The organism is Streptomyces sp. NPDC018693, from assembly GCF_044391385.1.
Classification (GTDB): Bacteria; Actinomycetota; Actinomycetes; order Streptomycetales; family Streptomycetaceae; genus Streptomyces.
In genome coordinates this window covers 288,029-312,112 of sequence record NZ_JBIRZZ010000002.1, presented here as the reverse complement: position 1 = coordinate 312,112, position 24,084 = coordinate 288,029, and the positions used below count along the sequence as shown (strand labels likewise).

Sequence of the window (24,084 nt, the reverse complement as noted above, 5' to 3'; positions counted from 1 at the left end):
CCGAACCGGGGGCGAGCCGGGCCGATCCATGGCATTGTCGACGACAAGCTCCTGTTGCCCCGTATTCATCCACCGGGCACCCGTATGCCCGACCCCGGATGCCTCCGTGCGCCGGGACAGGCATGATCCGCAAAAGGGTGGAAAGTCGAATTACCGTACGCCACCGAGGAGGAGGAACTCGTGACCCGCATCGACAGCGTGCGCGCCGCGACCGGATCGGCGAAGGACAGCGTGCTGCACGCCGCGGAAGTGGTGGCGCCCTACGCCGACACGGCCAAGGAAAGGGCCGCGCTCTACGCGCACGAGGCCCGTGTACGACTCGCGCCCAAGGTGTCGCAGGCCGCCGGACAGGCCCGCGCCCAGTACGACGTCCATGTCGCGCCGCGTATCGACCAGGCGCGTGCGCATGTGCCCACGAAGGTGGACGCCGCCGCGCACGAGGCGGCGCTCCGCACCCGGCTGGCGGCCCGGCAGGCCGCCGAGTACTCCCGGCATGCCGCCGACTACTCGCGGCCGAAAATCGAGCAGGCGATGGCGGTGGCCGGGCCCATGAGGGACGAGGCCACCGCGCGGAGCGTGGCCGCGCTGGCGGCGCTGCGCGGTCAGGTGTCGCCGAAGGAGATCGCGATGCTGGCGCGCAGGCAGCGGCGGCGGGCCAAGGCCGGCAAGGCCGCGAGGATGCTCGCCGCGCTGGGTGTCCTCGCCGGGGGCGCGTTCGCCGCGTGGAAGTGGTGGGACAAGCAGGCCAATCCCGACTGGCTGGTCGAGCCGCCCGCGGCGACGGAGGTCCCCCCGGCGGGTGGGCTGACATCGGTGGACGGCAGCGTGGATCCGGGGACGCTGGACCCCGAGGTCCAGGCGAAGGAGGACGAGGAAGAAGGGCCGTCGAACCGCGACGACTACACCTGAGCCATGGGCGCGTCCCCGGTCGGCCGGTCCTGTTTCACGTGAAACATGAAACAGGACCGGCCGACTCGCGTTGATCGGGTTCTACGGCGGGGTGGGGCGCGGGCTCGGCGGGTCCTCCGCCCGGAAACCGCTGATGACGTACTCGGCCTCGTCGTCGATGGCGTTCTCGTCCCAGTCGAGGGTGATACGCCGGGGCAGTCCGTCGGCGGTGTAGTCGGCCTTCGCCGTGTCCGCGTCGTCCGCGCGGGCCCGGTCCAGGCGGTCCAGGAGTTCGCCGATGGTGGGGACGGGCCGGGCGGGGGACTCCTGGAGCGCCCGGCGGCTGTCGGCGTCGAGCCCGGACGCCTCGGCGACCTTCCCGTCCCGGACCGTCACGCGGAACCTGCCCCACAGGACCTGCTCGCGCACGTCGAGTGTGTAGACGTAGGAGGCGGGTTCCTGCCAGGTCCTCACGGGCTTCGACGCGGGGGCCGTCCCTGCGTCGTCGCAGGCGGCGGTCGTCCAGGCCGTCACCGCGACGAGTGCGGCGGCGGTGGCTCTGTTCCGGGCTCGGGCCCGGGCCCGGGAGCGTACGACGGTCATGGCGATCCCTTCAGGGATGGTGCGGCCGGTCACGCCTATGACGTCGTGCGCTCCCCGAGCGTTCGGGCCGGCGCGGCCCGGTCTTCATGCTGCGGGTCCGTCAGCCCCAGGCGCCGGCGATCTGCCGCGTCGTGGCGTTGAGCCGGTTGAAGAGGTTGGTGACGCCGATCATCAGGACGATCGCGGCGAGCTGCTTCTCGTCGAAGTAGGTGGCGGCCGTGTCCCAGATGTCGTCGCTCACCGCGTCGGGGCGGTCGGCCAGCCGGGTAGCGGCCTCGGCCAGCGCGAGGGCCGCGCGCTCCTCCTCGCTGAAGTAGGGGGCCTCCCGCCAGGCGACGACCGTGGCCAGCCGCTCGTCGCTCACGCCGGCCTTGCGGGCCGTCTTGGCGCCGCCGTCGACGCAGGCGCTGCAGCCGTTGATCTGGCTGACCCGCAGATGCACCAGCTCCAGGATCTGCCCGTCCACGCCACCGGAGTTCGCGGCCTTCATGATCTGCTGGATGGGCTGCATCGCGTCGGACAGGACGACGGCGGGGTTCTGCATACGGGACTGCATCTCGATCTGCTCCTCTTCGGTCGGTGCCGCCCCGTTTCCCCCGGGGCGTGACTCCATCACAGCCGGGCCCGCCCGCCGCGACCACGGCGATGGGACACCGTGGGACAGCTGAAACAGCCTTGACCAGCGGTGACTTGAGTCAGGAGACTTCTGCCGAGGCGGGACGGGAAACGGGGGCGGGAACGGTGGACGTACCGGGGCGGACGGGGAGGAGCGGCGATCCGCAGGAGGAGCTGGCCGCGCGGCTGCGCCTGCTGCAGGAGCTGTCCGGGCTCGGTGTAAGGGCGCTCGCACGGGACGCCGGGCTCAGTTCCTCGTCGCTGTCGCGCTATCTCAATGGGCAGACCGTGCCGCCCTGGCCGGCGGTGGTGGCCCTTTGTCGCCTCGTCAAGCGCGACCCCCGCCCGCTGCGCCCCCTGTGGGAGCGGTCCGCGAACCCGCTGCCCGCGCCTCCGAGGAGCAGCCGTCAGGCCCGTCCGGTGCCCCGCAACGACCTGCCGCGTGACGCGCCCGACTTCACCGGGCGTGGGGCCGAGTTGAGCGCGGTGTTCGCCGCGGTCGAGAGCCACCGTGCGGTCTCCGTCGACGGCATGGCGGGCGTCGGCAAGACCTGTCTTGCGGTGCACGCGGCGCATCGCCTCGCCGCCGGCTTCCCGGACGGGCAGCTCTATGTCGACCTGCATGGTTTCACCGAGGGCCGGCCGCCGCTCGATCCCGATTCCGCGCTGCGGATGCTGCTCGGCGCGCTCGACGTACCGTCGGAGCGGGTCCCGCAGGAGGGGCTGGAGCAGCTGGCGGCCTGCTGGCGGTCGGAGCTGGCCCGCCGCCGGGTGGTCGTGGTCCTCGACAACGCCGCCGACGCCGAGCAGGTCCGTCCGCTGCTGCCCGGTGCCGGCTCCTCGGTCGCCCTGGTCACCAGCCGCAACCGGCTGATCGGCCTGGACGAGGTGCCTCCGGTCTCGCTGGACGTGCTGAGCCCGGGGGAGAGCGCGGAGCTGCTGGCCCGCGCCAGCGGTGACCTGGGCGGCGCCCACAGCAGGCTGGGCCGTGATCCGCGGGCCGCCGCGGAGGTGCTGCGGCTGTGCGGCCGGCTGCCGCTGGCCCTGCGGCTGGCCGGGGCCCGGCTGCGGCACCGGCCGGGCTGGACGGTCGGCATCCTCGCCGAGCGGATGGCCGACGGCGCGGGCGGGTTCGACGCCGAGTTCGGAGCGGCGCTCGCCATGTCGGTCCGCCAGCTGAACCGGGCCCAGGCCCGGCTGTTCCGGCTGCTGGGCCTGCTGCCCGGGGAGTCGTTCGACGCGTATGTGGTGGCCGCGCTGGCGGACGTACGGCTGCGGGAGGCTCGGGCGTTGCTGGAGGACCTGCTGGACGCGCACCTTGTGCAGCAGCCGGCGGCCGAGCGGTACCGGCTGCACGACCTGGTGCACCGGCACGCGCGCCGGGCCGCGGCCGAGCAGGATCCGGCGGTCGAGCGGGAGCGGGCGCTGGGCCGGGTGCTCGACTACTACGTGCACGCGGCGGCTGCCGCCGACGCCGCGATGCCGTTCGTGTCACCGGCCCGGCCGGACCCCGCGGTCCCGCCTCCGGCCGAGCCACGGCGGTTCCCGGACCGGACGGCGGCGTTCGGCTGGCTCACCGCGGAGTACGGCAATCTGATGGCCGCGTTCGAGACGGCCGCCGCCGTGGGGGCCGATGCCCACGTATGCGAGCTGCCGCGCTTTTTGCGCGCGTACTTCGCGCGGCGCTGCGGTACGACGCACCTGAACGTCCTCTTCGAGCGCTCCCTGGCGGCCGCCGAGCGCCTCGGCGATCCGCTGCGGCTGGCGGAGGCGCACAGCGATCTCGGTTTCGCGCGCTACAACGCGGGCCGGATGGCGGAGGCCGCCGCCGCGTACGAGGCGGCGGAACTGCGGGGGTCGGGGGACACCCGCGCGCAGGCCGAACTGGCCCTGCGCCGCGGTTTTCTGAGCTGGGACGCGGGGCACGTCGAGGAGCCGCTCGACCTGTTCCGGGTGGCGGGCGAGCTGTACGAGCGGGCGGGCTGTGCGACGGGCGCGGCGCACGCGGCCGCGTCGGAGGGCTGGGCCCTGCTCCAGCTGGGCCACCGGGAGGAGGCGGCGCGGCGGGCCCGGGAGGTGCTGGGCACACCGCACGCCGACCCGGTGTGGCCGCCGGCGCTGACGGCCCGGATCACGCTGGGCGTGGCCATCGCCCGGGAGGAACCCGAGGAGGCGGCGGAGCACTTGCGTCGGGCGCTGGCGCTGGCCCGCGAGGACGGGCATCTGCACAACCAGGCGTGGTGCCTGAACTGCCAGGGTGTCGCGCTGCGGCGGATGGGCCGGTACGAGGAGGCGCTGGCCAGTCACCGGGAGGCGTTCGCGCTGCTCGACGAGTTGTTCGAGGAGCACTGGAAGATCCATTTTCTGAACGACCACGCCGAGACCTGCCGCCTGGCGGGCCTGCCCGAGGAGGCGCTGCGACTGCACCGGCAGGCGCTGACCCTGGCCCCGGGCCTGGGAAACCGCCACGCGGAGGCGCTCGCCCACGAGGGCATCGCGACTCTGCTCGAAGCGTCGGATCCGGCGGCTGCCGCCGAGCATCGGGCGGCGGGGCGGACCGTGCGGCGGGAGCTGGTGTCCGGGGCCCGCTGAGCCCGTCTCACCGGCCGGTCACCGGCCGGGACGCCCCCATCCGCACCCGCCGAACCCCTTCCGAGTAGTGCACCAGGGGTTCGGCGGTGGGTGCGGTGAGGCCGGCCGCGGCGGTCAGCGTCTCGTCGAGCGCGTCGACGACGGCGTCCGCCAGCGGCCAGGGCTCGTGCTCGACCGGCGTCTCCCAGAGCACGCCGAGCCGTCGTGTGTACGCCCGCCAGCGCGACGTCAGCCAGACGTCCCGTTCCGTCGGCACGATCGGCGCACCGGGGCGCACCACCAGCCGGTAGGAGGGCCCGCCACCCCACCTCGAACCCTCGTACGTGACCTGCTCCCCGCTCCCGGAGACCCGCAGAGTGCCCTGGTGGTAGGGGGCGCCGACGGCGCGGGCCGCCAGCATCAGCGGGCAGGCCACCTCGATGGACAGGAACCACAGCCCGTCCCGCCCGTCCCCGTGCCGTACGTATGTCCGCAGGTTGGTCTCCGCGAACGCCGGCAGCCCCGGCACGGGCCCGGGTGGTCGTACCTCCGCCATGACGAAGGCGGTGAGGCTCACCCATGCCGTGTCCTGGTACTCGTCCACGACCAGCCCGCCGGGCAGCAGCGTCTGGACCTCGTCCGGCCGGTAGGCCCAGTGGACGAACGCCTGCCTGAGCCATCCGGCCCGCAGAACCGGAACACGCACTCGCTGCTCCGCTCCGTACGCGACCACCGGCTCCGGGTTCCCCGTCGCGACCAGCGGAAACCGAAGGATCTGGCGCTCGGTTCGTGCAACTGCGGGTGTCCGGAGCGCCGTCTGTCCCGAAAGGATCTTCGCCCCGAGGCTCCCACGCCCCGACGCCCAAGGACGCCCGTGTTCGCCGCCGTCTTCCAGCACCACTACGGCTACCTCGCCGTCTGCACCCTGATCGCGCTCGTCGCAGCAGGGGCGGCGTGGCTGGTCTCCCGCCGTCTGGGCGGTCCTCACGCTCTGTGGTGGGGAGGTCTCGCCGCCACCGTCACCGGTGTGTTCGGTGTCACCTTCATGGACAGCGGACCGGCCTCCGGCAGGTGCGTGATCAACCACGACCTCGCCGAGCCCTTCCACACCACACAGGGGTTGTGGAATCTCGCCCTGACGGTGCCGCTCGGTCTCTTCGCCCTGCTGGCTCTGCGCCGCCCGCTGCCCGCGCTGGTCGGTGTGGTCTCGCTCCCCCTGGTCATCGAGTTCATCCAGGCCAGGGTGGACGGTCTGGGCCGGGTGTGCGACAGCGCGGACGCCGAGATGAACATCCTCGGTGGCCTTGTGGGGCTCGCCGCGGCCGCGGTGCTCCTGGCGGTCCGCGGCGTGCTCGACTGGCGCGCCGGCGCCAAGGGCGCGCTGGTCGCTTCGCTCGCTCTGCTCGTCCTGGGCGCGGGCGGCGCACGCCCGCTGCTGACCCTCACTCATGTGGACGGCACGGGGCTGTCGCCCGCCGACTCCGCGCAGCGGCAGGCCGTGGAGCGGGCCGTGCGGGAGGCGTTCGGCGACCGTTACCGGTCGGAGCAGGTCTACGAGCAGCCGTGCCCGGATTCCCCGTGTGGCTCCCGCACTGTTGTCTTCAACGTGCTCAGCGGCGACGGGGACCACCCGGAAGTGTTCGGCTTCGGCAGCCTCTCCTGGCCGGGCGCCGAGCACCTGAACATCGGCCTGGCCCACCCGGTGACCGGCGCCCGGCCGCCGTCCACACAGGAGGAGGCGTACCGGGTGGCCCTGTCGTACATGCGCGGGCACTACCCGTGGGCGCAAGGGGCGACCGAGCATCGGACTTCTCCGGCGGGCGAGAACGCGCAGGAGGGCTGGACGACCAGTTGGCGGTGGCGTGCGGAGGGGGTTCTCATGCCGCGGGCGCTGAGCGTGTGGGTCGACCGTGCCGGGCGGGTGGCGCAGGTGGATGTGACCCGCGGTCCGACGCAGCTGAGGCTCAAGCCCGCCGAGGTCGATGCCGCGCAGGCCGAGAAGGCCGTTCGGGACGCGATGAGGGCGCAGGCCGAGGCGCACGGCGGCCGCGTTCCGGACGCGCTGGAGTTGAAGGCCGTCACGCTCAAGGCCCTGGACAGGGACGGCACATGGCGGGCGCACTGGCTGGTGAGCGTGTCCATGGACGGCCCCGCGCAGGCTGTCGATCCCCTGGTCCCGGGCCAGGCGGACCTGTGGCAGGTGGACGCCGGGAACGGCCGGGCATACGACGGAACGGGCACCCCGGTACAGGCCGGGTGACACGCCCCCGGCTACGCCGTCCGGCCCATCATCCTCCCCCGCAGGGGGGCTCGTTCGTCCTCGTGCCGCTCCCGCTTCGCACCGATCGGCAGATGATCGGTGCGGGACTGCCGGACTTGGGAGAAGCGCATGTGGAGAGCAGTACGCAAAGTCGCGGTCGTGGCGGTGGGAATCTTCGCCCTGCCGTCCTCCTTCACGGTGCCGGCGCACGGCCTGGAAGGGTCGGGGACACCGATGGCGATCGGTGGCGCGCGCAGCGAGGTCCATGCCGTGCCGCTCACGCCCGGCCGTACCACCGTGTTCCGCGCGGCTGCCTCACGGCAGTTCAGGATGCTCGGGGTCACCTGGGACGATCCCTCGGCGCCGCTGACCGGCTCGGTGGAGGTCCGTACCCGGGTCTCCGGAGGTGCCCCCTGGTCCGACTGGACGCGGCTGGACGGCGGCGACGGCCATGGCGACGACATGGCACGGCGGGGCGGCACCGACCCTCTGTGGGTGGACGAGGCGAGCGACGCGGAGGTCCGCATCGTCGCGGCCGGTGAGGAGCTGTCGGGCCTGCCCGACGGTCTGCGCCTGGACCTGATCGACCCCGGTCCGCGCACGACCGTACGCCCGGTGCCCGCGGTCCCTCCGGTGCTGCCGGGCGCAGTGGGCGTCGAGTCCGCCCCACGGCCGGCGATCGTGTCGCGGGCGGGCTGGGGCGCCGACGAGTCGATCAGCCCTGAGCCCCCCCTCTATGTGCCGAGCGGGAAGATCAAGGCGGCGGTCGTCCACCACACGGCCAACTCCAACGGCTACACCTGCGCCGACGCCCCCGCGGTCGTCCGTGCCATCTACGCCTACCACGTCAAACAGCTGGGCTGGCGGGACGTCGGGTACAACTTCCTCGTCGACAAGTGCGGCACCCTCTACGAAGGCCGCAAGGGAGGCGTGGACCGGGCCGTCCAGGGCGCCCACGCCTATGGCTTCAACACCCAGACGACCGGCATCGCCGTCCTCGGCACCTACACCACCACCGCACCCCCGCAGAAGGTGCTGAACTCGGTGGCGGCACTCGCCGCCTGGAAGCTCGGCCAGTACGGCATCGACCCGGCCGGAACCACCACGCTCACGGCGGGCGCCGCCGGCACCAACTACTTCGGCAAGTCCTGGCCCCTCGGCGCCCAACTGACCCTGCGGACCATCCACGGTCACCGCGACGGCTACAACACCCAGTGCCCCGGCGACGAGCTGTACAACAGACTGCCCGTCATCCGAGCCATCGCCGCCTCGCTGTAGGCCCAGGCGGCAGCGGGCCGGTGAGGCGGCCCCGTCTCGGCCAAGGCGGCCGGAAGGCGGGCTTGTTGGGCGATCGCATCTCGGGAGAGACTTCCACGGCAGAAGCTTCTACAGCACTGTAGATTGCAGTGTGTCGCCGGTACGCCGTATCGGTCGCCGTCCGCCACCGGGAGAGAGCAGTCTGATGTTCGGCTTGAGCGAACTGGCCCTGATCCTCATCGTCGTCATCGTGATCGTGGGCTTCAAGAAGCTGCCCGAGCTGACGCGTTCGGCGGGCAAGGCCACGCGGATCCTCAAGAGCGAGGCCAAGGCGCTGAAGGAGGAGGGTTCGTCCGGCGCGCCGTCCGGTGAGGGGCGGGTCGTACCGGGAGTGGTCGTCGAGCGGGACGATCCCTCCGGGCGTTCCTGAGACTCAGACGTTGACGCCGAAGTCGGAGGCGATTCCGGCCAGGCCGGAGGCGTAGCCCTGGCCCACGGCGCGGAACTTCCACTCCGTGCCGTGGCGGTACAATTCGCCGAAGACCATGGCCGTTTCGGTCGACGCGTCCTCGCTCAGGTCGTAGCGGGCGATCTCCGCGCCGCCCGCCTGGTTGACGACCCGGATGAACGCGTTGCGGACCTGGCCGAAGCTCTGCCCCCGCGCCTCGGCGTCGTGGATGGAGACCGGGAAGACGATCCGGTCCACCTCGGCGGGTACGGCGGCCAGGTTCACCTTGATCGCCTCGTCGTCTCCCTCGCCCTCACCGGTGAGGTTGTCGCCGGTGTGCTCGACCGAGCCGTCGGGGCTGGTGAGGTTGTTGTAGAAGACGAAGTGCCGGTCGGAGAGCACCTTGCCGGAGGCGTCGAGGAGCAGCGCGGAGGCGTCGAGGTCGTAGTCGGTGCCCGTGGTGGTGCGGACGTCCCAGCCGAGGCCGACCAGGACGGCCGTCAGGCCCGGCGCCTCCTTGCTGAGCGAGACGTTGCCGCCCTTGGCCAGGGAAACTCCCATGGTTCTCCTCCTGGTTGAGATCCTGCGTGCGGTGGTGTCCAAGTTGAATCTACAGCAATGTAGAAATAGCGGGGCTCGGATCCGGACATCGACAGCGCCGGGTGTCCCTACGATGGACCGTCCGTGAAGTCGACACGGCGGAAGGGAGACAGGACGTGACGGATCACCGGCGTCCCCGGCGGCGGGGGCAGGGCGAGCTGGAGGTACAGGTGCTGTCGGCCCTGCGCGAGGCGGACGGGCCGGCGACCGCTGGCTGGGTGCAGGAACGGCTCGGCGGGGACCTCGCCTATACGACGGTGGTCACGATCCTGACCCGGCTGCTGGCCAAGGGCGTGGTGACCCGGGAGCGCACCGGCCGGTCCTTCGCCTGGACCCCGGTGTCGGACCAGGCCGGGCTCGCCGCGCACAAGATGCGCAAGCTCCTGGACGGCGAGAGCGACCGGGAGGCCGTGCTGGCCAGCTTCGTCACCTCCCTCGAACCGGGCGACGAGCGCCTCCTGCGAGAACTGCTGGATCGGGCGAAGGACGACGGGGAAGACTGAGGTCCTCATGGGGGTGTTCGTCTTTCTGCCACTGGTCCTGCCGCTGACGGCCTGGCCGGTCGCCCGGCTGGCCGAGCAGCATCTGCACCCGCGCGTCGCCACCCGGCTGCTGACCGCCGTGGCCGGCGTGATGGCCGCGTGCAGCACGGTGTGCCTCGGGCTGCTGATGGTCGTGGGGACCGCCCAACTGCCCGGCAACCCGCTGCCGGACGGCTGGTCGGACCCTGAGGTGCGCGCGGCCGTCCCCTATGACGAGGTGGCCGGGAAGGCGGCGATCCCCGCGCTGCTGGCCGTGGCCGCGGTGTGCGCGCGGACCCTGTGGCGGCACGGCCGGGTGCGCCGCCGCGCACACCGGGCACTCGCCACCCTGCCGGACACGGAGGTCGCCGTACTGCCCGACGGAACGCCCTACGCGTACGCCCTGCCCGGTCGCTCCCGGAACCGGATCGTGGTGACCACGGCCCTGCTCGACGGCCTGCGGCCCGCCGAACGCCGCGCCCTGTTCGCCCACGAGCGGGCCCACCTGGCCGAGCGCCATCACCGGTTCCTGCTGGTGACGCAGCTGGCCGCGCGCGCCAACCCCTTTCTGCGCCCGCTGCGCACCGCCGTGTCCTACACGACGGAGCGGTGGGCCGACGAGGACGCGGCTCGCGTCGTCGGCGACCGCCGGACCGTGGCGCGGGCGATCGGCAAGGCCGCGCTGGTCTCCCGGGGCACGCCGGTGCCCACACTCGCGGGCTTCGCGGCCACGGGACCGGCCCCTGGACCGGTCCCGCGCCGGGTCGCGGCGCTGCTGCGGCCCGCCCCCGCGACACGCAGCTGGCCGTCCGTGTTCACCGCGGTGGGCATCGCGGCGTGGACGGCCGCCGCCGGGGCCGTCGTGTCGGCGATGTCGTCCGCCAACTCCGCGGTGACGATGATGGTCATCCTGTACGCGGCGACGCCGCTCTGAGCTGAGGGCGCGCCCGCCGCCGGATGCCGCGGGCGCTTGGTCGCTCTGCCCTCAGTCGCTCTGACTCAGAGGTCGAACTCGTGCGGCGGCAGGTCGAGCGTGTAGCACGCCTCGCGTACGACGGCCTGCTCGGTCTTGTCGAAGTCCCCGTCCGCGCCGCCGATGACGATGCCGATCTGGACGACGGCACGGGCCTCGGCGGGCTTCTTCTTCGCCTTGGCGACTTCCTGGAGCACGCTGACCTTGCCGAAGTCGAAGTCGGTGGTCAGCTTGTCCAGGTTCTCCTCGAAGCGGCGGCGCAGGTCGTCGGCGTCGAAGTTCTGCAGCACCTCGTTGGTGGCGATGAGCTGGGCGACGCGCCGGCGCTCGGACGGGTCGATGGTGCCGTCGGCGGCCGCGACCAGGGCGCACATCGCCATGCTCGCGTCACGGAAGGCGCCGCTCTTGAGGTCGTTCTTCTTCGCCACCAGCTGGGTCTGCATCGTCGATGCGGACTCCTTGATGCGGTCCCACAGGGCCATGAGAACTCCTGACGGTTCGAGTCGTATCTACATCGGCATCTACATCTGTATCTCTACAGCAATGTAGAAACTGATGGGTCGGCGGATAAGTTCCCGCCCTCGCGGGACATCAGTCCTCGCCGCCCTCGTCCTCCTCGTCCCCCTCGAAGAAGTCACCGACCTCGTCGACGACTTCGGCCGCGACCATGCCGCCGACGACCCCGACGGCGAGACCGGCGGCACCCGCGGCGATCGCCGTCCCCACACCGGGTCCGGAACGGTGGCCGTCATGGTGGTGGCCGCCGTGGTGCCCGTAGTGACCCTCGTGCCCGTACGAGGCATGCGTGCCGTACGACGCCCGGTGCTCCACCAGCTGCCGCATCCAGCTGTCCACGACCGTGTTCCAGTCCTGGTGCTCGGCCCCACCGTGGGAGACCGTGAACCGGGTCAGCGCGTCGTGCCCCTCGGAGAAGAGGCCGCCGCGCTTGTCCGCCTCCAGGACGACCTCCGTTCCGGCCGGTCCGGCGAGGAAGGTCACCTCGATCTCGTTGACCTGGTGCGCGTACTGCGGCGCCGGGGTCAGCTCGATCTCCTGGTAGAAGGGCAGCTGCTGGCCGGTGCCGCCGATGCGGCCGTACTCCAGATCGGCCGACCTGAAGCCGAAGCCGAGCTGTCCGAGGGCCTCCAGGATCGCCTCCTGGACGGGCAGCGGGGCGACGGCCAGCTGGTCGAGGTCGCCCTTGTCCTTCGCGCCGGCCACCGCCAGCTCGGTGCGCACACCGAGGACGATGCCCAGCGCCTGCCCGTACAGCTCGGTGATCGGCGTCTCCCACGGCAGCGTCACGGTGAACGGGACGCTGTACTGCTGTCCCGCGGCGAGCCGGAAGCCGCCGCCGACGGTGAACCGCTCGAAGGCGACGACGCCCTCGCTCTCCCCGCCGTCGTGCTCGGCCTCCACCCGGGCCACCAGCTCGAGGGTGATGTGCTCGATGTCGAAGTCGGCGTCGCCGCCCTTGAGATGGACCTGCCCCGACAGGGGGCCGCCCGGCCGGGCCGCACCCGGGTCGAGAACCGTGTCCACCGTCGGCCCGCCCACACCGAGCGAGCCGAGCAGCCGTTTGAACACCATCGCGGCGTCCACTCCTTCATACGCGTGTGGTCTGACACGCTCGCGGGAACGACCGGGCCCACCCGATCGTCCTCTACAAGCGAGTAGAAGCATAGGGTCGCCGGGCGCCGCACACGCCGTGTACGAGCCCTCAACACGGAAAAGGCCGAAACACACCGATGCCGGGACAACCCGCGTCGCGCCGACCCGGTCCGCGGTGGCGCCAAAAAAGACCCCTCCAACCGCGTTTCCGCAGGTCAGAGGGGTCTTGCTGTGTGGAGCCTAGGGGAGTCGAACCCCTGACATCTGCCATGCAAAGACAGCGCTCTACCAACTGAGCTAAGGCCCCGGGAAGTGACGCCGCAGGGAGTGCCCCGGCGGGTGTCGCAGACCAGAGTACCGGGTCACCCCCTGGATCTCGCAAAAGGATTAGGGGTCCCCGCGAACGACCACTCTCCGTAAGATGCTCGGCGTGGTTCGCTAGAGCGAACCACGGTTGTTCAGGGGAAGCGATGGGGAGACGCAATGGACGCCGCACAGCAGGAAGCGACCGCGAGAGCGCGGGAACTGCAGCGGAACTGGTACGGGGAGCCGTTGGGGGCGCTCTTCCGTAAGCTCATAGACGATCTTGGTCTTAACCAGGCCCGTCTCGCGGGGGTGCTGGGACTGTCCGCGCCGATGCTGTCCCAGCTGATGAGCGGGCAGCGGGCGAAGATCGGCAACCCGGCGGTGGTGCAGCGTGTGCAGTTGCTGCAGGAACTGGCCGGTCAGGTCGCCGACGGCAGCGTGAGCGCGGCCGAGGCCACCGAGCGCATGGACGAGATCAAGCGGTCTCAGGGGGGATCGGTACTGAGCAACACCACGCAGACGACGAGCAGTTCGGGCGCGCCCACGGTCAAGCGGGTGGTCCGCGAGATCCAGTCGCTGCTGCGCTCGGTGGCCGCCGCCGGTGACATCATCGACGCCGCGGACACCCTCGCCCCGACCCACCCCGAACTCGCCGAGTTCCTCCGGGTCTACGGCGCCGGCCGCACCTCGGACGCCGTCACGCACTACCAGTCCCACCAGAACTGACCGGCGTCGACTCGACGACCGGCAACTCAGGGTCGTGGACGGCACGGGGGGACCGCACAAGAGGCGTCGCCGTCCGACGGGGGACCTGAACGCGACACATAACGGGGGCACACAAGAGGGGTCGCATCGCTCGCCCTGGGGAAGCAAGAGGAAGGCAAGGAGCCGGGGGCACGGGAGCAAGGGGCAACCCCACAGGGGGAGGAGTGGCGCACGGTCATGGGTGAGGTCTTCGCCGGGCGGTACGAACTCGTCGACCCGATCGGACGCGGAGGCGTCGGCGCCGTCTGGCGCGCCTGGGACCACCGCCGCCGTCGCTACGTCGCCGCCAAGGTGCTTCAGCAGAGCGACGCCCACTCCCTGCTGCGCTTCGTCCGCGAGCAGGCCCTGCGCATCGACCATCCGCACGTCCTCGCCCCCGCCAGCTGGGCCGCCGACGACGACAAGGTCCTTTTCACCATGGACCTGGTGGCCGGCGGATCGCTGGTCCGCCTCGTCGGTGACTACGGGCCGCTGCCCCCGCCGTTCGTCTGCACCCTGCTGGACCAGCTGCTGTCCGGACTGGCCGCCGTGCACGCCGAGGGAGTCGTCCACCGCGACATCAAGCCGGCGAACATCCTCCTCGAAGCCACCGGCACGGGCCGTCCACGCCTGCGCCTGTCCGACTTCGGCATCTCCATGCGCCTGGGCGAGCCCCGCCTGACCGAGACCAACCTGGTCGTCGGCACCCCCGGCTATCTCGCGCCCGAGCAGATGATGGGCGCCGAACCCGACTTCCCCGCCGACCTGTTCGCCGTCGGGCTGGTGGGGCTGTATCTCCTGGAGGGCGCCAAGCCCGACGTCAAGGCGCTCGTCCAGTACTTCGCGGAGCACGGCACGCCCGGCGCTCCCCAGGGCATACCCGAGCCGCTCTGGCAGGTCCTGGCCTCGCTGGTCCAGCCGGACCCGCAGGCCCGCTTCCGCACCGCCACCGGTGCGCGCAAGGCTCTCGCGGCCGCCGTGGAACTCCTTCCCGAGCCCGGCCCCGACGACGAGCTGATCGAGATCTTCGACCAACTCGGGCCACTGCCCAAGGGGTTCGGAGCACAGGGGCCGCTGCTGCCCTCGCCGGGGGTCTCCGACGACGTACGACTGCCGACGGGGTCCGACGGGCCCACCCCCTCGTCCTGGCCCTTCGGCTCCGCTCAGGGCACCGACACCGGCACGAGCACCGGCACCCAGGCGACCTGGCCCGGCGTGGCCTCCGCGCCCTCCGACGCGGGCACCGCCTCCATGGCGTCCGGCTGGGGGGCGGCCGCCCTCACCCCCATGCCCGCCTCGCCCCCGACGCCGAGGCCATCCCCCACGCCCACACACACCCCCACACCGACTCCGACCCCCTCCATGTCGGATACCGGCAGCTTCCACCTTCCACCACCACAGCAGCAGCCCACTCCCCAACACCACCAGCAGCCCCACCATCAACCCCAGCAGCCGAACCCGACCCGACACAGCTCCCCCTATCTCCCCACAACCACGTACGCCCCGCCGGTCCGCGAGCCGCGCATCGACACCTCTACTGCCTCATACACCGCCCAGGACGCGCAGGTTCCCACTCCCGCGCCGGCGATTTCCCACCACCCCGCACCTCACGGCCACCGCCGCACCCGCCGACCCGGCCCCCCTGCGAAGATCGCCGTCCCCCTGCTCCTGCTCGCCCTGGCCTGCTACGCCGTGGGATTCTGGGCGCTGTCCCGCCTCTGAGCAGCGGCCGCACCCCGGCGCCGCGCGGTCACCGTCCACACACCGAGTCCCAGCAGCACCGCCGTACCGGTGCCGATTCCGCCCGCGGCGAGCGCCCGCAGGGCGAGCCGGTCGTCTCCCGCCGGCCCCGCCGAACCGGAACCGGACCCCGCGCGGCCCGTACCCTCCGTACCGCCCGCACCCCCCGCGTCCAGGTCCTGCTCATCGGCCTCGAAGACCCCTCGTGGCACGGGCTCGCCCGCATACCCGGGCCCCTCCTGCGCCACCCCGTCGACCCCGACGCGCAGGGTCACCCCGTACGGCCCGGCCCCGAAGCGGTCGCCCACCTGTGCGGCGAGATGGACGACGAGGTAGTACGACCCCGCGAAGCGCATGCCGCTCACCCGCTCGGAGGCGGCGTACCGGTTGGCGTAGTCGACCGGTGGCACGGGGGCCAGCGTGGCCGCCTTCTGGGTGCCGCCGTAGCCGGTGCGGGCGGTGCCGACCTCGGCACGCACCGGGTTGTGGAGGGTCAGGTCGAGGGCGGCGGCCAGGTACCCGGAGTCCTCGTCGGCGCTGCCGAGTTCGACGGTGGCGTGGGGTTGCCGGCCCCAGCCGACCGGGATCTTGTAGAAGAGGGTCTGCCCGGGGGAGATCTCGTCGCGCCAGGCGCCCTCCCCCACGGCGGTCGCCGAGGCGAAGCCCGCCCCGCCCCGGCGGGACACGGGCTCGGCGGTCGGGGGCGCGGGCGTCGCGGAGTCGCGGACCTCGGGTGCCCGTGTGGGCTGGGCCTGGCGCGGCCGCGGCTCGGAGACCGTGGTGAGCTCCAGGTCCCAGGGCTGCCCGGTGGGCTGCTTGCCGTGGGCGCGCTGCACGACGACGTAGTACGTCCCGGCCTCCTGGCACAGCCGCCTGCCGGACTCGATCTCACGCGCGCCCCACGCGGTGACCGGCCGGGGGCTGCGGGCGGCGCCGACGGTCGCCGAGTCGTTGGAGCAGCCCTGGCCGTTGGCGTTCTGCACGCTGACCCGGACGCCGTCGCCGACAGCGAGCTCCCCGACCGTACGGGGGACCGCGGTGACGGAGACGTAGGTGCTCGACTCGGCGTCGAGTTCCAGACGGTAGTAGGTCTTCTCGCCGTCCGTGAGGGAGCTGCGGTACGTCGTGCCGGGTTCCAGGCTCACGGCGTCGGAGGTGCCGGGGGCGCCGGGGACGGTACGGGCGTCGGCGGCGAAGGCGTAGGAGTGGGTGGTGCTCCAGGGGGCGGGGGCGCCCCAGGCGGTCCCCGCCGAGGCGGCCGCCACCGCGGCCACGACCGCCGTCACCGCAGTGCAAAACCCCGGCCGCGGGGAGCGGCCGGGGTCTGTACGTATGTCGTTTCCGTTGGGGGAGCTCACGAACCCGTGGGCACGGAGTCGGTCGCCTCCGTCCACAGATCCTGCTCGGCGCGATCCGCCTGGATCTGGCGGTACACGAGGAGCCCGCCGATGGCGGCCAGTGCGACCAGGAGAAGCTTCTTCACCGCGCGACCTCGTCTTTCGTTGACGTAGGGGACCTCTGGCGCCCGACTATACACACCGATCGATATCGATCGGTGACCTGCGTCGGCCGCTCAACTTGCGCCCCCAACCGAGCAGTAGATGTGGATCGGCGCCGTCCGCCCGCCTCACTTTTCACTCCGGTCTCTCCCCTTGCACCCATCCGGGTGGTGTTCATCTGAACATCGCCACGCGGTGTGCGTCGGTCCGCCACTTCATGAGCCCCATACACATCATGAGGAAAGTACGCAAATCGCCCAACCCGAAAGTGAGGGGATCATGGCTGAGAACCAGGTCATGAAGGTGTGGACCGCCTTCGTCACCGCCTTCCTCGCGCTGTGCACGGCGCTCGGACTCATCACCACGACCGCCGCGACGGCCGTAGCCCAGAGCGAGCCGGCGCGCAACACCGGCGACCGCGCCGCCGCCCGCACCGCGCCGCCGGCACCGGCGCTGACGCCGTCCGCCTGGGCGTGGTCCCATGCCCGGGCCCTGCCACCCACGATGAAGCAGCGCATCCGGGCCGAGGCCCACGGCACGTCCCCCAGCTGCCGCCACCACCCCCTCGCGGACACCGAGTCCCCGGCCCACCCGGACCCGTCGTCCCCCGACGCCGACTCGGCGGTCACACCCTGAGCCCCGGCACCGGCACCTCCCGCAGACCGCAGGTCCTCATGAGGAGTCGTAGGCTGGACCCCGTGTCCAAGGCGTACGAAGTGATCGCGGACGATCTCCGCCGATCGATCCGCGAGGACAGGTACGGACCGGGCGACCGGCTTCCGTCCGAGACGGATCTGGCCAGGCACTACGGACACAGCGTGCCGACCGTGCAGAACGCGCTGCGCGTGCTGGCCGAGGAGGGTCTGATCGACAGACGGCACGGAAGCGGCACCTTCGTCCGACGCCCCCGCACCCTCGCCGTCCGGGACAACCGCCGTCACCAGTGGGAGAAGAACCGGGTCCGCGCGCCGCGCGCCGAGCGGGCCGGAGCAGGAGCTACGGAGCACGACACCGGACTGGACGTCCGGGACCTCGTCTTCCGGGCGACGTACCGAGAGATAGCGGCACCCCGGCAACTGGCACACGAGTTCGACATCCCCGAAGGCACCCCGCTCATCGAACGCACGTACAGGACCCGCTGTACGACCGAGAACGCCCCCTTCAGCCTCGTCACCTCCTACCTCGTCCGCGCCGTGATCGCCACGAACCCCGATCTCCTGGACGAGCACCGGGAGCCCTGGCCCGGCGGCACCCAGAACCAGCTCTACACCGTGGGCATCGAGGTCGACCGCGTCGAGGAACGCCTCACCGCCCGGCCCCCGACACCGGAAGAGGCGCAGGCACTGGACCTGCCGTCCGGCACCCCGGTGATCCTGCTGCGCAAGACGTCGTACGACATCGACGGCCGCGTGGTGGAGATCGCCGACGTCACGCTGCCCGGAGACCGCACGCAGTTGCTGTTCACCACGTACCTCGAAAGGTGGTGACCGCTGCCGTGCAGCGTCCCGGAGCCCGTCGGCGCATCACCGTCGTCACCGCGGTCCACGCCCCGTCGGCCCGCCATCTGCCGGACGCCCACGCGTCCCTGTGCGACCAGCGGCTGCCCGATCGCTGGGAGTGGCACTGGCTGATCCAGGAGGACGGCCGGACCGACGCCGTCGCCCCGTACGTGCCCGACGACCCCCGCGTGACCTTCCGCCAGGGTCGGCCCGGCGCCCCGGGCGGCCCAGGAGTCTCCCGCACCCTGGCCCTCGCCCACGCCGAGGGGCCGTACGTGAAGGTCCTGGACGCCGACGACCGGCTCACCCCGGGTGCACTCGCCCGCGACCTCGCCGCTCTCGAAGCCCGCCCTGACCTCGGCTGGGCCACCTCACGCGCCCTCGACCTGCTGCCCGACGGCACCACCGTCGACTTCCCCGGTGACCCCGACGAGGGGCCCGTCGAGCGCGGTGCGGTGCTGGAGCACTGGACGGCGAACGGCTACCGCGCCCAGGTCCACCCGGCCACCCTCTTCGTCCGGCGCGACCTGCTGCTCGCCCTCGGCGGCTGGATGGCGCTGCCCGCCTCCGAGGACACCGGACTGCTGCTGGCACTCAACGCGGTGAGCCGTGGATGGTTCACTCGGGAGCCGGGGCTGCTCTACCGCAAGTGGGACGGCCAGGTGACGGCGGCCCCGGCGCACGTCGACTCCGCCGAGCGGGAGGCCCGTATGGCGGTCGCCCGGGCGCGGGCGCTGTCGCTGGCGTCCCTCGACTGGCGCTACCCGGTCACCGGCTGACCGACTCGCCGAGAGCGATCGCCTGGGAGGGGCACCACATCGCCGCCTCCCGCACCTCCGGCTCGTCGCCGGCGTCCTCACGCCCCGGTATGAGGGCCACATACCCGTTCACCAGTGTGAACACGGACGGCGCCCGGTGCACGCAGTCGTGCGAGCCATAGCACCGGCTGGGGTCCACCGAGATCTTCATGTGCACTCCCGTCACGAGCCAGACCTTCACGACCTGCCTGCCCTGCGGACGCGTGCTTGAACCGGGCCGAGCGGCTACCGCCCCGCCACGGCCAGCCAGTACGCCACTCTGCGCACCGTCGTCTCGTCGAGCCCGTCCACCACGGCCCGTAGGGCGGTCACGTCGTCCGGGGTGAGGTCGTAGAGGCCGGCCTTGCTCAGGCCCGCCATGAGGGCCTGATGCCGCCGGTCGAGCATCCGTTCGGCGAGGCTGGTACTGCCGCGCTTCTCCGGAGTGGCGGCGACCGGTGTCTGCTGGGGCGCCGGCTCGGGTGTCCCGGCCTCGTACCGCCCCCACCCCCCGTCCTTCGGCCCCCACAGCGCGACCACCGGCTCCTGGCCGCGGGCCCGCACGGTGTGGGTCATCTCGCCCAGCGCGTACAGCACGGGCGCGCGGTGGGGCGACTGCGCGCCCATCCGCCAGGAGTCGGAGTCCGGCTGACGGAACAGCGCGACCCAGCGTGGATCCCCTGGTGGCTGCGGACTCTGCGGATGTGTCTCCACTTGCGCTCACCCCCTGCGACAGCGGCACGGCAAGGCGACAATAACTGACGGACCGTCAGGCATCCAGGGGTGTGCGGAGGAAGCCGGACGCGACTCGGCACCGGTCCCTCCCCTCGTGGGGACCGGTGCCGAACTCAAGCGGACGCTGTCACTCCGGGCCGTTCGGCGGCGGCACGGATCGCATCTCAGGTGGTCAGCGCCCGGACGGCGACTGTGCCGTGATCGTGCCAGCCGTACTGCGCACGGAGGAGGCCGCCCTGTCAGGACAAGCACGAAATCGCAGGTCAGGCGTATAGGGTGAGTTTTCCGGTCCGGACGTCCAGGCGTGGGGAGTGAGGGGTGGATGCCTTGAGTTCCGACTCAGGGGCAGCACGCACAGCCTTCGCGGAACGTCTCGCGCTGCTGTACAAGGAAGCGGGCAACCCACCCCTCAAGAGCGTCGCCGAGGCAGTCGTACGACTGCAGCGCGTCGACGAGCGGGGACGCCCCGTACGGGTCTCCGCCCAGCGGATCAGCGACTGGCGGCGGGCCAAGAACGTACCGGCCCAGTTCGCCGCCCTCGCCGCGGTGCTGCACGTCCTGATACCCGCGGCCCGGCGCGCGCGGCCCGGTCCGGTCGCGCCGGGCCTGTACGACCTCGGCCACTGGCAGCGCCTGTGGGAGCGCGCGGTGGCCGACCCCGTGGGCGACGGTCCCGCGCCGCCGGCCCGTGAGGCCGGGCGCGATCCGACCGAGGCCGCCCCGGCCGTCCTCGGCGGGGTCTGCCCCTACCGGGGGCTCGCCTCGTACCGGCGGCAGGACGCCGGCTGGTTCTTCGGCCGGGAGCGCAGCACCGAGGCCCTGGTGGCCCAGCTGCACGCGGCGGAGGAGACGGGCGGGCTGGTGATGCTCGTCGGCGCCTCCGGGGCGGGCAAGTCCTCGCTGCTGAACGCCGGACTGGTCCCCGCCCTGCAGAAGAACCCCCCGGGCGACGACACCGCCCCCGCCCGGCAGGTCCTCCACCTCGTCCCCGGCGCCGACCCACTGGGCACGCTGACCCGTCTCATACCGGAGCTGGCCCCCGTCGTCGCCCGGGCCGACACCTCCGAGAGCCCGCGATCCGCCCGGGCCGTACGGGACACCGACACGCAACTGCCCGCCGAGGCCGTACGGGAGGCCGTGACCGCCTGGGCGCACACTCCCGAAGGCCCACGGCCCGCCCCGACCGCATACGCCCCCGAGTCCCCCTGCGACCAGCGCCCCGTCCTCATCGTCGACCAGTTCGAAGAGACCTTCACCCTCTGCCCCGACGAAACGCACCGCCGCGCCTTCATCCAGCTCCTGCACGCCGCCTGCTCACCGGCCGGCCCCGACGCCCCCGCCCCCGCGCTGGTCGTCCTCGGCGTCCGAGCCGACTTCTACGAGCAGTGCCTCGGCTATCCGGAGCTGGCCGACGCCCTGCAGCACCGCCACATGGTGCTCGGGCCGCTGACCACCGCCGAGCTGCGCGAGGCCGTGACCGGCCCGGCCAAGGCGGTGGGCCTGGAACTGGAACCCGGCCTCGCGGAACTCATCGTCCGCGAGGTGAGCGCCGACGGCCCGCGCGGCGCACACGACGCCGGCGTGCTGCCCCTGCTGTCGCACGCCCTGCTCGCCACCTGGCAGCGCCGCAAGGCGGGTCGGCTGACCCTGGCCGGCTACCGGGCCGCGGGCGGTATCCAGGGCGCCGTGGCGGCGACCGCCGAACGGGCCTGGTCCGGCCTCGACCCGGCCGCCCGCGCCGCCGCCCGGCTGCTCCTGCTGCGCCTGGTCCGCGTCGGCGAGGACACCCAGGCGACCCGCCGGCGCGGCACGCGGCGCCAGCTGGCGCAGGAGTCGAGCGACCCCGGCAAGACCGAGGAGTCGCTGGAGGCGCTGGTCCGCGCCCGGCTGGTGACGCTGGACGCGGACACCGTGGAGATCACCCATGAGGCGCTGCTGCACGCCTGGCCGCGGCTGCGCGACTGGATCGACGAGGACCGGGGCGGCAATCTGCTGCGCCAGCGCCTGGAGGAGGACGGCCGGGCCTGGGAGGACTCCCACCGTGACTCGTCGCTGCTGTACCGGGGGTCCCGGCTGGAACAGGCCCACAACTGGGCGAAGGCCGCCGGGGACACGTTCCTCACCCGCGGCGCGGTGGAGTTCCTGGCCGCCTCGGTGCGGCTGCGGCGGCGCACGGTGTGGATCGGGCGGGCCGCGGTCTGTGCCGTGGTGGTCCTGGCGGTGGTGGCCGCCGGCGCGGCGGTGGTCGCCTGGCAGGAGCGCAACGACGCCGTGTTCGAGCAGGTGATCGCCGAGGCCGACCGCGTCCAGGACACCGACCCGTCGCTGTCCGCCCAGATCAGCCTGGTGGCGCACCGGCTGCGGCCGGACGACGAGGGCGCGGCGAACCGGCTGATCTCGATCGTCAACGCGCCCCTGGCCACCCCGCTGCTCGGCCACACCGGCGCCGTCTACCTCACCACGTTCAGCCCCGATGGCCGCACCCTGGCCACCGCCAGCTACGACCGCACGGTCCGCCTGTGGGACGTGCACGACCCGACCCGCCCGAAGCCGCTGGGCCAGGCCCTCACCGGCCACACCAGCTGGGTGAGCAGCGCGGTCTTCAGCCCGGACGGCCGCACCCTGGCCAGCGCCGGCGACGACGGCACGATCCGGCTGTGGGACGTCACCGACCCCGCCGGACCCAAGCCGCTCACCACACTCACCGGGCACCACGGCACGATCTACCTGGTCGCCTTCAGCCCGGACGGCCGTACGCTCGCCTCCGCCGGCGAGGACAACACCGTACGGCTGTGGACCGTGGCCGACCCGGCGCGCGCGGCGGCGCTCGGCGCGCCGATCAGCGGCCACACCGCCGCCGTACGGTCGGTGGCGTTCAGCCCCGACGGGCGCCTGCTGGCGTCGGGCGGCGATGACGACACGATCCGGCTGTGGAACACGACGGACCCACGGCACCCCCGCCCCGTCGGCGCGGCGCTCACCGGACACACGGACCTGGTGCACTCGGTGGCGTTCAGCCCGGACGGACGCACTCTGGCCAGCGGCGGCGCGGACGACACGATCCGGCTGTGGAGCGTGGCCGACCCCGGGCACGCGGCGGCGCTCGGCACGCCGCTCACCGGACACACCGGCCCCATCTGGTCCGTGGCCTTCAGTCCCGGCGGAGGTCTGCTCGCCGCGGCCAGCGCGGACAGCACGGCGAGCCTGTGGAACGTCCGGGACCCGGCCAACCCGTCGCAGGTCGGCGAGCCGCTCGCGGGCAGCAGCGGTGAGATGTACGCCCTCGGTTTCAGCCCCGACGGCCACACCCTCGCCACCGGCACCGGTGACAGCAAGGTCCGGCTCTGGTCGATCCCGACGTCCGACATGATCGGCCGCATCGGCGCGTTCCGCCCGGACGGCAAGGTGCTCGCCACGGCGGCCCGGGACGGCCGGGTCCGGCTGTGGAACGTGGAGACGCCCGACCGGCCCCTGCAGCTCGGTCGGCCGTTCCTGTCCGCGGACGGCGGCCAGCGTGCCCTGGTGTTCTCCCCCGACGGTCGCACCCTCGCGGTCCTGACGGGCAACCGGACGCTGTACCTGTGGGACGTCACCGACCCGTCCCGGCCGGTCGCCCACGACTCACCCGTCACCCTGCGCACCCGCTTCATGGGCCCGGACGCGCTGGCCTACAGCCCGGACGGCCGCACCCTGGCCACCGCCTACACCGACCGCACCCTCCAGCTGTGGAACGTCACCGACCCGTCCCATGTCGTCCCCCACGGCGCTCCGCTCACCGGCCACCGCGGCTACATCAACGCCCTCACCTTCAGCCCGGACGGCAGCACCCTGGCCAGCGGCAGCGCGGACCGCACGATCCGCCTGTGGGACGTCACCGACCCGGCCCGCACCACCCAGCTCGGCGAGGCCCTCAAGGGCCATCAGGGGCCCGTCAACACGCTGGCCTACCGCCCGGACGGCCGCACCCTGGCCAGCGGCAGTGACGACGACACGGTCCGCCTGTGGAGCGTCTCCGACCCGGCCCGGGCCAGGCCGCTGGGCAGCCCGCTCACCGGTCACAGCGAGGCGGTGGCCTCTCTGACCTTCAGTCAGGACGGCCGCACCCTGGCCAGCGGCGGCAACGACAACACCGTACGGCTGTGGAACGTGACGCGCCCGTCCGACGCCGCTCCCATCGGCCGCTCGATGAGCCCCAACGCCAAGACAGGCAACTTCCTGACCTTCAGCCCCAACAGCCGCATGCTCGGCGTCTCCAGCGGCATCGACACCTTCCGGCTGTGGAACCTGAGCGTCGACGACGCGGTCCACCGGATCTGCTCGGTGACCCGGGGCGTACTGACCCGCGTGAAGTGGCACGAGTACCTGCCCCGCCTCTCCTACGACCCTCCATGTGACGAGTGACACCCATCACAGCGCA

Annotated in this window: 23 protein-coding genes and 1 tRNA gene; 13 read left to right on the top strand and 11 right to left on the bottom strand. The window is 72.5% G+C overall.

What is annotated here, in order from left to right; all coding sequences use genetic code 11:
• Nucleotides 1-180: 180 nt before the first annotated feature.
• Entirely contained in the window at nt 181-909 is a 729-nt protein-coding gene (locus tag ACH5AC_RS05735; protein ID WP_398860375.1) for a DUF5324 family protein, read from the top strand.
• A gap of 81 nt (nt 910-990) precedes the next feature.
• On the opposite strand, the gene ACH5AC_RS05730 is transcribed toward ACH5AC_RS05735, so the two are convergent.
• Together ACH5AC_RS05730 and ACH5AC_RS05725 are read right to left on the bottom strand one after the other, a co-directional pair.
• The gene (locus ACH5AC_RS05730; protein WP_398860374.1) at nt 991-1,491 is read right to left on the bottom strand and encodes a DUF6174 domain-containing protein; all 501 of its coding nucleotides are present in this window, start codon (nt 1,489-1,491) and stop codon (nt 991-993) included.
• A gap of 100 nt (nt 1,492-1,591) precedes the next feature.
• On the bottom strand, nt 1,592-2,047 hold the full coding sequence (locus ACH5AC_RS05725; protein WP_398860373.1) for a carboxymuconolactone decarboxylase family protein: 456 nt from the start codon (nt 2,045-2,047) through the stop codon (nt 1,592-1,594).
• A gap of 185 nt (nt 2,048-2,232) precedes the next feature.
• On the opposite strand from ACH5AC_RS05725, the gene ACH5AC_RS05720 reads away from it, so the two are divergent.
• Nucleotides 2,233-4,698 carry an ATP-binding protein gene (locus ACH5AC_RS05720; RefSeq protein ID WP_398860372.1) on the top strand — a complete coding sequence of 822 codons (2,466 nt, stop codon included), beginning with the start codon at nt 2,233-2,235 and terminating at the stop codon, nt 4,696-4,698.
• A 7-nt stretch (nt 4,699-4,705) separates the two neighbouring features.
• Here the strand turns inward: ACH5AC_RS05720 and ACH5AC_RS05715 are convergent, their stop codons facing one another.
• Nucleotides 4,706-5,383: a YqjF family protein gene (locus ACH5AC_RS05715; protein ID WP_398860371.1), complete on the bottom strand. Its 678-nt coding sequence runs from the start codon at nt 5,381-5,383 to the stop codon at nt 4,706-4,708.
• Between the two features lie 168 nt (nt 5,384-5,551).
• On the opposite strand from ACH5AC_RS05715, the gene ACH5AC_RS05710 reads away from it, so the two are divergent.
• The 3 genes from ACH5AC_RS05710 (at nt 5,552) to ACH5AC_RS05700 (ending at nt 8,624) form a co-directional block, all read left to right on the top strand.
• Complete coding sequence (locus tag ACH5AC_RS05710; RefSeq protein ID WP_398860370.1) at nt 5,552-6,937, top strand: VanZ family protein; 1,386 nt, start codon at nt 5,552-5,554, stop codon at nt 6,935-6,937.
• A 159-nt stretch (nt 6,938-7,096) separates the two neighbouring features.
• Complete coding sequence (locus tag ACH5AC_RS05705; RefSeq protein WP_398860369.1) at nt 7,097-8,215, top strand: peptidoglycan recognition protein; 1,119 nt, start codon at nt 7,097-7,099, stop codon at nt 8,213-8,215.
• A gap of 184 nt (nt 8,216-8,399) precedes the next feature.
• Nucleotides 8,400-8,624, top strand: coding sequence for a twin-arginine translocase TatA/TatE family subunit (locus ACH5AC_RS05700; protein WP_398860367.1), 225 nt, complete (start codon nt 8,400-8,402; stop codon nt 8,622-8,624).
• A 3-nt stretch (nt 8,625-8,627) separates the two neighbouring features.
• Here the strand turns inward: ACH5AC_RS05700 and ACH5AC_RS05695 are convergent, their stop codons facing one another.
• Nucleotides 8,628-9,203 (bottom strand): TerD family protein, encoded by a 576-nt coding sequence (locus tag ACH5AC_RS05695; RefSeq protein ID WP_398860366.1) that lies wholly within the window; start codon nt 9,201-9,203, stop codon nt 8,628-8,630.
• A gap of 155 nt (nt 9,204-9,358) precedes the next feature.
• Here ACH5AC_RS05695 and ACH5AC_RS05690 point away from each other — a divergent pair, with 155 nt between their 5' ends.
• Both ACH5AC_RS05690 and ACH5AC_RS05685 read left to right on the top strand, forming a co-directional pair.
• On the top strand, nt 9,359-9,745 hold the full coding sequence (locus ACH5AC_RS05690; protein ID WP_398860365.1) for a BlaI/MecI/CopY family transcriptional regulator: 387 nt from the start codon (nt 9,359-9,361) through the stop codon (nt 9,743-9,745).
• A gap of 7 nt (nt 9,746-9,752) precedes the next feature.
• Nucleotides 9,753-10,697 carry a M56 family metallopeptidase gene (locus ACH5AC_RS05685; protein WP_398860364.1) on the top strand — a complete coding sequence of 315 codons (945 nt, stop codon included), beginning with the start codon at nt 9,753-9,755 and terminating at the stop codon, nt 10,695-10,697.
• A 65-nt stretch (nt 10,698-10,762) separates the two neighbouring features.
• Here ACH5AC_RS05685 and ACH5AC_RS05680 read toward each other — a convergent pair whose 3' ends face one another.
• From ACH5AC_RS05680 to ACH5AC_RS05670, 3 genes are all read right to left on the bottom strand, one after another.
• Nucleotides 10,763-11,218 carry a tellurite resistance TerB family protein gene (locus ACH5AC_RS05680; protein ID WP_398860363.1) on the bottom strand — a complete coding sequence of 152 codons (456 nt, stop codon included), beginning with the start codon at nt 11,216-11,218 and terminating at the stop codon, nt 10,763-10,765.
• A gap of 109 nt (nt 11,219-11,327) precedes the next feature.
• Nucleotides 11,328-12,326 (bottom strand): sporulation protein, encoded by a 999-nt coding sequence (locus tag ACH5AC_RS05675; protein WP_398860362.1) that lies wholly within the window; start codon nt 12,324-12,326, stop codon nt 11,328-11,330.
• A 255-nt stretch (nt 12,327-12,581) separates the two neighbouring features.
• Nucleotides 12,582-12,654: transfer RNA gene (locus tag ACH5AC_RS05670), tRNA-Ala, on the bottom strand.
• Nucleotides 12,655-12,830: 176 nt separating this feature from the next.
• Between ACH5AC_RS05670 and ACH5AC_RS05665 the strand changes: the two genes are divergently transcribed.
• The gene (locus ACH5AC_RS05665) at nt 12,831-13,379 is read left to right on the top strand and encodes a helix-turn-helix domain-containing protein (RefSeq protein ID WP_398860361.1); all 549 of its coding nucleotides are present in this window, start codon (nt 12,831-12,833) and stop codon (nt 13,377-13,379) included.
• A 216-nt stretch (nt 13,380-13,595) separates the two neighbouring features.
• Nucleotides 13,596-15,119 (top strand): serine/threonine-protein kinase, encoded by a 1,524-nt coding sequence (locus ACH5AC_RS05660; protein WP_398860360.1) that lies wholly within the window; start codon nt 13,596-13,598, stop codon nt 15,117-15,119.
• Here the strand turns inward: ACH5AC_RS05660 and ACH5AC_RS05655 are convergent.
• Entirely contained in the window at nt 15,083-16,423 is a 1,341-nt protein-coding gene (locus tag ACH5AC_RS05655; protein ID WP_398860358.1) for a hypothetical protein, read from the bottom strand. The genes ACH5AC_RS05660 and ACH5AC_RS05655 overlap by 37 nt on opposite strands.
• Before the next feature lie 68 nt (nt 16,424-16,491).
• Entirely contained in the window at nt 16,492-16,620 is a 129-nt protein-coding gene (locus tag ACH5AC_RS05650) for a DLW-39 family protein (protein ID WP_003999697.1), read from the bottom strand.
• A 295-nt stretch (nt 16,621-16,915) separates the two neighbouring features.
• Between ACH5AC_RS05650 and ACH5AC_RS05645 the strand changes: the two genes are divergently transcribed.
• The 3 genes from ACH5AC_RS05645 (at nt 16,916) to ACH5AC_RS05635 (ending at nt 18,914) form a co-directional block, all read left to right on the top strand.
• Nucleotides 16,916-17,272, top strand: coding sequence for a DUF6344 domain-containing protein (locus ACH5AC_RS05645; protein WP_398860356.1), 357 nt, complete (start codon nt 16,916-16,918; stop codon nt 17,270-17,272).
• Between the two features lie 62 nt (nt 17,273-17,334).
• Nucleotides 17,335-18,123, top strand: a complete 789-nt coding sequence (locus ACH5AC_RS05640; RefSeq protein ID WP_398860355.1) for a GntR family transcriptional regulator — start codon at nt 17,335-17,337, stop codon at nt 18,121-18,123.
• 8 nt (nt 18,124-18,131) lie between these two features.
• Nucleotides 18,132-18,914, top strand: coding sequence for a glycosyltransferase family 2 protein (locus ACH5AC_RS05635; RefSeq protein WP_398860354.1), 783 nt, complete (start codon nt 18,132-18,134; stop codon nt 18,912-18,914).
• Here ACH5AC_RS05635 and ACH5AC_RS05630 read toward each other — a convergent pair.
• Entirely contained in the window at nt 18,904-19,104 is a 201-nt protein-coding gene (locus ACH5AC_RS05630; protein ID WP_398860910.1) for a ferredoxin, read from the bottom strand. The two genes, ACH5AC_RS05635 and ACH5AC_RS05630, sit on opposite strands and share 11 nt — an antisense overlap.
• Before the next feature lie 74 nt (nt 19,105-19,178).
• Nucleotides 19,179-19,646: a hypothetical protein gene (locus ACH5AC_RS05625; RefSeq protein ID WP_398860353.1), complete on the bottom strand. Its 468-nt coding sequence runs from the start codon at nt 19,644-19,646 to the stop codon at nt 19,179-19,181.
• Between the two features lie 339 nt (nt 19,647-19,985).
• Here ACH5AC_RS05625 and ACH5AC_RS05620 point away from each other — a divergent pair, with 339 nt between their 5' ends.
• Nucleotides 19,986-24,068 (top strand): hypothetical protein, encoded by a 4,083-nt coding sequence (locus ACH5AC_RS05620; protein WP_398860352.1) that lies wholly within the window; start codon nt 19,986-19,988, stop codon nt 24,066-24,068.
• Nucleotides 24,069-24,084 lie beyond the last annotated feature (16 nt).